Source organism: Teichococcus deserti (assembly GCF_001982615.1).
GTDB lineage: Bacteria > Pseudomonadota > Alphaproteobacteria > Acetobacterales > Acetobacteraceae > Pseudoroseomonas > Pseudoroseomonas deserti.
Genome location: NZ_MLCO01000316.1, coordinates 24,932 through 31,401 on the forward strand (window position 1 = coordinate 24,932; position 6,470 = coordinate 31,401).

Consider the following 6,470-nt stretch of genomic DNA (forward strand, 5'->3'; position numbering starts at 1 on the left):
GGCAATCCTCTTCCTCAGCGCGGCAGGATCCGCGTCTCCTGCAGATGCCGCAGCCACCATTCCAGCATGGTGCTGCTGTCGATGCAGTCGCCGAAGCCGGCCTGGCGGATCTTGATGGTGCTGACCAGCGAGGCCACCTGGTCCTCGCGGCTGAAGGCGAAATCGGCGAACTGCCAGGAGGCGCCGACCAGCGCGTCCAGGCTGTGCGGCGCCAGGCCATGGCGGTCGACCATGCGCTGCCAGAGCGGCGCCTTGTCGCTCATGATCACCGGCAGCGACATGGGCTGCGGCGCGCCCATCTCCATGCCGAAGACCTTGGCCGCCACCGGGAAGAGGCCGCGCCAGGTCATGGCGTCGCCATTGGTCACGTTGAAGATCTGGTTCGCGGCACCCGGCGTCGCACCCGCCCAGGCGATGGCGGCGGCGAGGATGCGCGCATCGGTGACCTCGGTGATGCGGTCGCCCTTGCCCGGATAGACCAGCGGCAGGCCGAGCTCGCGGCTGATCGCGGCATAGGCGCCCAGCGCCGTCAGCAGGTTCATCGCGCTGCCAAGGGCGAAGCCGATCACCGCCTGCGGCCGGAAGATCGTCCAGTCCCAGCCGCCCTGAGGCTGGCGCGCGCGGATATCGTCCTCCTGCGCCCAGTAGAAGTTGGGATGGATGTGGCGCGGCGCATCCTCCTTGCCCGGGATCGGCATCTGGCCGAGATGCACGCCATAGGCCTTGGTGCCCTGCAGCAGCGCAACATGCCGCAGCCCTTGCCCTTCCAGCGCGTCGAGGCAATTGCGCAGCATGGCGCGGTTCACCGCCATCTGCTCGGTGGCCAGCCAGCCACCGCGCAAGTCGGGCATCTCTTGCAATGCGCCATAGACGAGATGCGTGATGCCCAGGCCGGACAGCGCGGCCTTTGTCGCTGCCGCGTCGGCAAGGTCCACGGACAGGAACTTCGCTTTCGACGGAAAGTCCGGCGCGCGGCGCGACAGGCCGATGACCTCGACGCCGGCGGCCTCGTAATGGTGCAGCGCGGCGCGGCCGACCAGGCCCAGCGCGCCGGCGACCAGGACGCGCATGGTCATTCGCGCTTGCCCGCCAGCCGCGCCACCACCGGCCGCCAGCGCTCGGCCTGCTGCGCCAGGAAGGTGGCGAAATCGTCCGGCGAGCCGCCGGCGACGAACTGCCCTTCCGCCAGCAGCCGGTCGCGCAGCTCGGTCGATTGCAGGGCGCGGGCGGCAGCGGCGTTCAGGCGCAGGATGGCGGCCTGCGGCGTGCGCGCCGGCGCCAGCAGGCCGAACCAGGTCTGCACCACCATGTCGGGGCCGAGCTCGGAGAAGTTCGGGATCTCCGGCGTCACCGCCAGCCGCTCCTCGCCGGTCCAGCCGATGATGCGGCCGCGGCCCGAGCGATGCGCCGCCAGGCCCGAGCTGCCGCCGACGACGATGGCGTCCAGCGTGCCGCCCAGCAGGTCGTTCAGCTGCTGCGCATCGCCGCGATAGGTGATCTCCTGCATGCGGATCTTCATGCCTTCCAGCACGGCGACCGCGGCCAGGTTGTTGAAGCTGGTCGGCCCGTTCGAGCCGTAGTTCAGCGAGCCGTTGCGGCTCTGCGCCAGCTTGACGAAGTCGGCGATGTTGGTCGGCAGCCCGTTGCGCACCACCACCGCGAAGGGCAGCTTGGTCACCAGCACGATCGGCGAGAAGTCTTCCGCCTTGTAGGGCAGGCGGTCGGGCAGCAGCGGGTTCAGCGTCAGCGTGGTGCCGGAGGCCATCAGGATGGTGTGGCCGTCGGGCTGGGCGCGCGCCACGGCCTCGGCGCCGATCACCGTCTGGGCGCCGGGCTTGTTGTCGACCAGCACCGGCTGGCCGAGCAGCGGCGCCATGCCCTCGGCCATCATGCGGGCTGCGACATCGGTGGCCCCGCCCGGCGGGAAGGGCACGATGATGGTGACAGGCCGCGTCGGGAAATTCTCGGCGGCGACGGCGGGCAGGGCCAGCAGCAGGGCGGCCAGGCTCGCGAACAGCGTCCTCCTCAGCATCCTTTTCTCTCCTCCCTGTGGGCGGGCCGCTGCGTGGCGATCCGCTCCGTTATTCGAGTATCTTTTCGCGTAAGGTGCGCAGGCGCGTCGCATCGAGGCCCAGCGCGGCGTCAGCAAAGTCGTCGATCGAGGCGTGGCCGGTCAGCGCCCGTTCCAGCGCCGCTTCCAGCAGCGGCGCATGGGCGCGCATCAGCGTCTGCGCCACCTCCGGCGCAGTGCCGGGCGGGAAGACGCGCTCGCTGCGCCACAGCCCGTTGGTCGCCAGATAGTCTTCCATCACCGTCGCCCGCGGCACGCCCAGCAGCGTCAGCAGCAGCGCGGCGCCGAAGCCGGTGCGGTCCTTGCCCGCCGAGCAGTGGAACAGCAGCGGCAGGCGCCCGGGCTGCAGCATCGTCGCGAAGAGCGCGCGATAGACCGGCAGCTTCTGGGTCGCGTAGGCCGCGTAGGCCTGCGCCAGCAGCGAAAGGACATCCTCGCCCGTCGCCTGGCCGCGCTCCAGGATGTCGCGCAGCGAGGCGCCCACGGTGGGCTCGATCGGCATCGGCAGGATTTCCGCGCCCGGCGGCAGGCGGCTCGGCGCACGCTCAGCCTCATGCAGGCCGCGCAGGTCGCAGACGGTCTTCAATTTCAGCGCGCCGATCGTCGCCAGGTCGTCCTCGGTCAGCCCCCCCAGCGCGGCGGAGCGGAACACCAAGCCGAAGCGCGTGCGCCGCCCGTCGGCCGTCGCATAGCCGCCCAGGTCGCGCAGGTTCGAGGCACCCTGCAGCGCGACGACCCGCGGCAATGTCCCGACGCCTGCGGACATGCTCAGCGGCCCTTGAAGTCGGGGCGGCGCTTGTCGAACCAGGCATCCACCGCTTCGCGGTGGTCCTCGGTCGAATGCGCCAGCGCCTGGTAGGCGGCAGAGAGCTCCAGCAGGGACGACAGCCGCATGTGCTGACCCTCGCGCAGCAGCCGCTTGGTCATGCGCAGCGCCTGCGGCGGGTTGCGCGCGATGCGGCCGGCCAAGGCGCGGGCGGCGGGCAGCAGCTCTTCGTCCGGCACGACGCGGGAGATCAACCCGCAGGCCAGCGCCGCCTCGGCATCCAGCCGGTCGCCGGTGAAGGCCATCTCGGCGGCCATGCTCTGGCCGACGGCGCGCGGCAGCAGCCAGGCGCCGCCATCGCCAGGGACGATGCCGACGCTGACGAAGCTTTCGGCGTAAGACGACGAGGCGGCCCCGATGCGGATGTCGCACATGCAGGCCAGGTCCAGCCCGGCGCCGATGGCGGGGCCGTTCACCGCGGCAATGGTCGGCACGTCCAGCTCGTAGAGCGCCAGCGGGATTTTTTGAATCCCGCGGCGGTAGCTGTCGCGGATCTCGGCGGGCGGCATACCATAGCGGGCGCGCATCGACTTCAGGTCGCCACCCGCCGAGAAAGCGCTGCCGGCGCCGGTCAGGATCACGGCACGCACATCGGGTTCGGCCGCGATGCGGGCGCAGGCCTCGGTGAAGGCCTCGGTGCTGCCACCTTCGATGGAGAGGGCGTTGCGCTTCTCGGCCGCGTTCATCGTCAGGGTGACGATCGGGCCGTCGCGCTCGAAGAGAAGAAAATCGCTCATGCCGTCTCCTGCGGCGCCAGGTGGTGGCGCACGAAATCAAGCGTGCCGGCGAAGTCGCCCGCCGCCTCGGCCAGATAGGCGCGGCCCAGCCAGCCGGCCCAGTGATCGGCGCTGCCGAACAGCGCGCGGCCCTGCAGCAGGCGTGTGGTCGCCAGGTGCAGGTCCAGCTCCTCGGTGATGCCGATGGCGCCGTGCACGGCATGGGCGATGGCCGCAGCCTCGCGCGCCGCGATGCCGATGCGGGTCTTGGCCGCGGCGACGCGGGCGCGGTCCAGGCCCAGCGGGCCCTCGCCGCCGCCGATGCTGCCCAGCTGCGCCGCCATGCGCGCGGCGAAGACCTCTTCGGTCAGCACCGACAGCTGCTGCTGCACCGCCTGGAAGCCGGCGACCGGGCGGCCGAACTGCTTCCGGACGGTGGCATGCTCGATGCTGGATTCCAGGATCGCTTCCAGGGCGCCTGCCATCACCGCGCATTCCAGCCAGGCGCCGAGCAGCAGCCAGTCGGCCTCGGGCACCGCCTGGCCGATGCTGGCTTCGGGCCATTCCAGCCGGCGCTCCAAGGGCGCCGCGGCGTCGATCTCCCGCGCGTCGGCCAGCGGCAGCAGGGCGGCATCGCCCGGCAGCACCGCCCATTCGGCGGGGCGCTGGGCCGGGATGCGGGCCTGCAGCGGCGCCCCGGCCGGCATGGCGATCAGCACCGCGCCGGGCGGGGCGGCCCCGCCCAGGAGGGCGCGGGCGATGGCGGTCTCGCCGATCGGCAGCGGCACGGCGAAGCGGCCGGCCGCCAGCAGGACGGGCAGGAATTCGGCGGGGGTCAGGCCGGCACCGCCATCGGCCTCCGGGCGCAGCGCGTCGAGGAAGCCGGCCTCCTCGATCTTCGCCCAGAGGCCTTCATCGGTGCCGCCGGCGCGCAGCCGCCGCACCAGCGCCGGCGGGCAGTGCCGCGAGAAGAGCTCGGCGGCGGCTTCGGCCAGAAGCTCCTGCATCAGCGCAACCCCATGCCGCGCGCGATCATGCCGCGCAGGATTTCCCGTGTGCCGCCACGCAGCGAATAGGACGGCGCCATCGCCGCCGTATAGCCCAGCACCCGCAGCAGCGCCGTCGGGGGGACCGCCTCGGGATCGGCGCCCAGCGCTTCGGTCAGCAGCGCGGGGATGGCCTGCTCGAAGCTGGTGCCGAGGTCCTTGACCAGCGCCGCCTCGACGACCGGGCTGTCGCCGGCGACCAGGCGGGCGGTGACCGCCACCGACAGGGCTCGCAGGGTGGCCAGCTCGGCCAGCAGCCGGCCCAGCAGGCGCTCGGTCGCGGCATCGGCGCCGCGCTCGCGCAGGTAACCGGCCCAGCAGTCCAGCAGGACAGCGGATGAAAAGATGCGCTCGGGGCCGCTGCGCTCGAAGGCGAGCTCGGCATTGACCTGGGCCCAGCCGGCGCCCTCCTCGCCGATCAGCGCATCCTCGCCAAGCAGCACATCCTCGAAGACCACCTCGGCAAAATGCGCCTCCCCGGCCAGGTCGCGGATCGGGTTGATCGTCACCCCGGGCAGCGACAGGTCGACGATGATCTGGGAAAGCCCCTTCTGGCGGTCGGCGGCGGTGCCGGAGGTGCGGACCAGTGCGATCATGTAGTGCGCGTGCTGGGCGTGAGTGGTCCAGATCTTGGCGCCGTTCAGCCGCCAGCCCTTCCCCTCGGGCACGGCCCGCGTCGTCACGCTGGCCAGGTCGGAGCCGGCATTGGGCTCGCTCATGCCGATGCAGAAGAAGGACTGGCCGGCGATGATGCGCGGGATGTGGAAGCGGCGCTGCGCCTCGCTGCCGAAGCGCAGGATCAGCGGGCCGCTCTGCCGGTCGGCGATCCAATGCGCGGCGACCGGGGCGCCGGCGGCCAGCAGCTCTTCCACCAGCACGTAGCGGGCGAAGGGGCCGCGGCCGGCGCCGCCATACTCTTCCGGGAAGGTCAGGCCGAGCCAGCCGCGCTCGGCCAGCGCCCGGCTGAAGCCGGCATCGAAGCCCATCCAGGAGCGGGCGCGGCGCTCGGGCGGAATGGCGGGGATGCGCGCGCGCAGGAACTCGCGGATTTCGCCCCGAAAGGCCTCGTCGGCCGCGGGGATGGCGCCGAGCGGCAGGGCGGCGATCATGGCAGCGCCTCCGCCCGGGCCAGCGGGTCCAGCCCGATGACGCCGCGCGCCGCCAGGCCCGCGATGGCGGCCGCATCCAGCCCCAGGGCGGTTTGCAACACGGCGGCCGTGTCCTGCCCCAATCGCGGCGGCGCCAGGCGGTAGCTGGCCGGCGTTGCGGAGAATTGCGTCGGGAAGCCGATGACGGTGACCGGCGTGCCGTCGTCGCGCTGCATCGACTGCAGCAGGCCGCGGGCGGCAATCTGCGGATCGGCCAGGATCTGGTCGACCGAATGGATCGGGCCGCCGGGAACGCCGGCCTCGGCCATCGCGGCCAGCAGCTCGCTGGCCTTCCACGGGGCGATGGCGGCGGCGAGCTGCACCTCCAGCGCGCGGCGGTCGCGGCTGCGGCCGGCATTGGTGGCGAAGCGGGGGTCGGCGGCGATCTCGGGCTTGCCCAGCAGGCGGCACAGCGCCTGGAACTGCCCGTCCGTGCCGCAGGCAACCAGGATGTAATCATCGCTGCAGGCGAAGTCGCGATAGGGCACGACATTGGGGTGGTCGTTGCCCAGCCGCTGCGGCACGGCGCCGCCGACCAGGTAGTTCATCGCCTGGTTGACCAGCACGGCGACCTGGCTGTCGAGCAGCGCGCAATCCAGCCATTGCCCCTGTCCGCTCGCCTGGCGGTGGTTCAGCGCCGCCAGGATGGAGACCGCGGCATAG

At 72.1% G+C, this 6,470-nt stretch carries 7 protein-coding genes; all 7 read right to left on the reverse strand.

The genetic code is table 11. The features are described from left to right. Positions 1–14: 14 nt before the first annotated feature. Positions 15–1,076, reverse strand: a complete 1,062-nt coding sequence (locus tag BKE38_RS25610) for an SDR family oxidoreductase (RefSeq protein WP_076960039.1) — start codon at positions 1,074–1,076, stop codon at positions 15–17. After that, entirely contained in the window at positions 1,073–2,032 is a 960-nt protein-coding gene (locus tag BKE38_RS25615) for a tripartite tricarboxylate transporter substrate binding protein (RefSeq protein ID WP_076960040.1), read from the reverse strand. The genes BKE38_RS25610 and BKE38_RS25615 overlap by 4 nt, the downstream gene beginning before the upstream one ends. A 49-nt stretch (positions 2,033–2,081) precedes the next feature. Further along, positions 2,082–2,837 carry a tyrosine-protein phosphatase gene (locus tag BKE38_RS25620; protein WP_076960041.1) on the reverse strand — a complete coding sequence of 252 codons (756 nt, stop codon included), beginning with the start codon at positions 2,835–2,837 and terminating at the stop codon, positions 2,082–2,084. Positions 2,838–2,839: 2 nt separating this feature from the next. Further along, positions 2,840–3,634: a crotonase/enoyl-CoA hydratase family protein gene (locus BKE38_RS25625; protein WP_076960042.1), complete on the reverse strand. Its 795-nt coding sequence runs from the start codon at positions 3,632–3,634 to the stop codon at positions 2,840–2,842. Next, entirely contained in the window at positions 3,631–4,620 is a 990-nt protein-coding gene (locus BKE38_RS25630; RefSeq protein WP_076960043.1) for an acyl-CoA dehydrogenase family protein, read from the reverse strand. The genes BKE38_RS25625 and BKE38_RS25630 overlap by 4 nt, the downstream gene beginning before the upstream one ends. Next, positions 4,620–5,768, reverse strand: coding sequence for an acyl-CoA dehydrogenase family protein (locus tag BKE38_RS25635; RefSeq protein WP_106409310.1), 1,149 nt, complete (start codon positions 5,766–5,768; stop codon positions 4,620–4,622). Before BKE38_RS25635 ends, BKE38_RS25630 begins: the two co-directional genes overlap by 1 nt. Beyond that, positions 5,765–6,470 (reverse strand): CaiB/BaiF CoA transferase family protein (locus BKE38_RS25640; RefSeq protein ID WP_207553677.1); only part of this gene is annotated, 706 nt, incomplete at its 5' end. The genes BKE38_RS25635 and BKE38_RS25640, both read right to left, overlap by 4 nt.

What these genes read in the sequence shown, in the direction of transcription:
- BKE38_RS25610 (WP_076960039.1), bottom strand. Translation starts at nt 1,076, where the DNA reads ATGACCATGCGCGTCCTGGTCGCCGGCGCGCTGGGCCTGGTCGGCCGC.
- BKE38_RS25615 (WP_076960040.1), bottom strand. Translation starts at nt 2,032, where the DNA reads ATGCTGAGGAGGACGCTGTTCGCGAGCCTGGCCGCCCTGCTGCTGGCC.
- BKE38_RS25620 (WP_076960041.1), bottom strand. Translation starts at nt 2,837, where the DNA reads ATGTCCGCAGGCGTCGGGACATTGCCGCGGGTCGTCGCGCTGCAGGGT.
- BKE38_RS25625 (WP_076960042.1), bottom strand. Translation starts at nt 3,634, where the DNA reads ATGAGCGATTTTCTTCTCTTCGAGCGCGACGGCCCGATCGTCACCCTG.
- BKE38_RS25630 (WP_076960043.1), bottom strand. Translation starts at nt 4,620, where the DNA reads ATGCAGGAGCTTCTGGCCGAAGCCGCCGCCGAGCTCTTCTCGCGGCAC.
- BKE38_RS25635 (WP_106409310.1), bottom strand. Translation starts at nt 5,768, where the DNA reads ATGATCGCCGCCCTGCCGCTCGGCGCCATCCCCGCGGCCGACGAGGCC.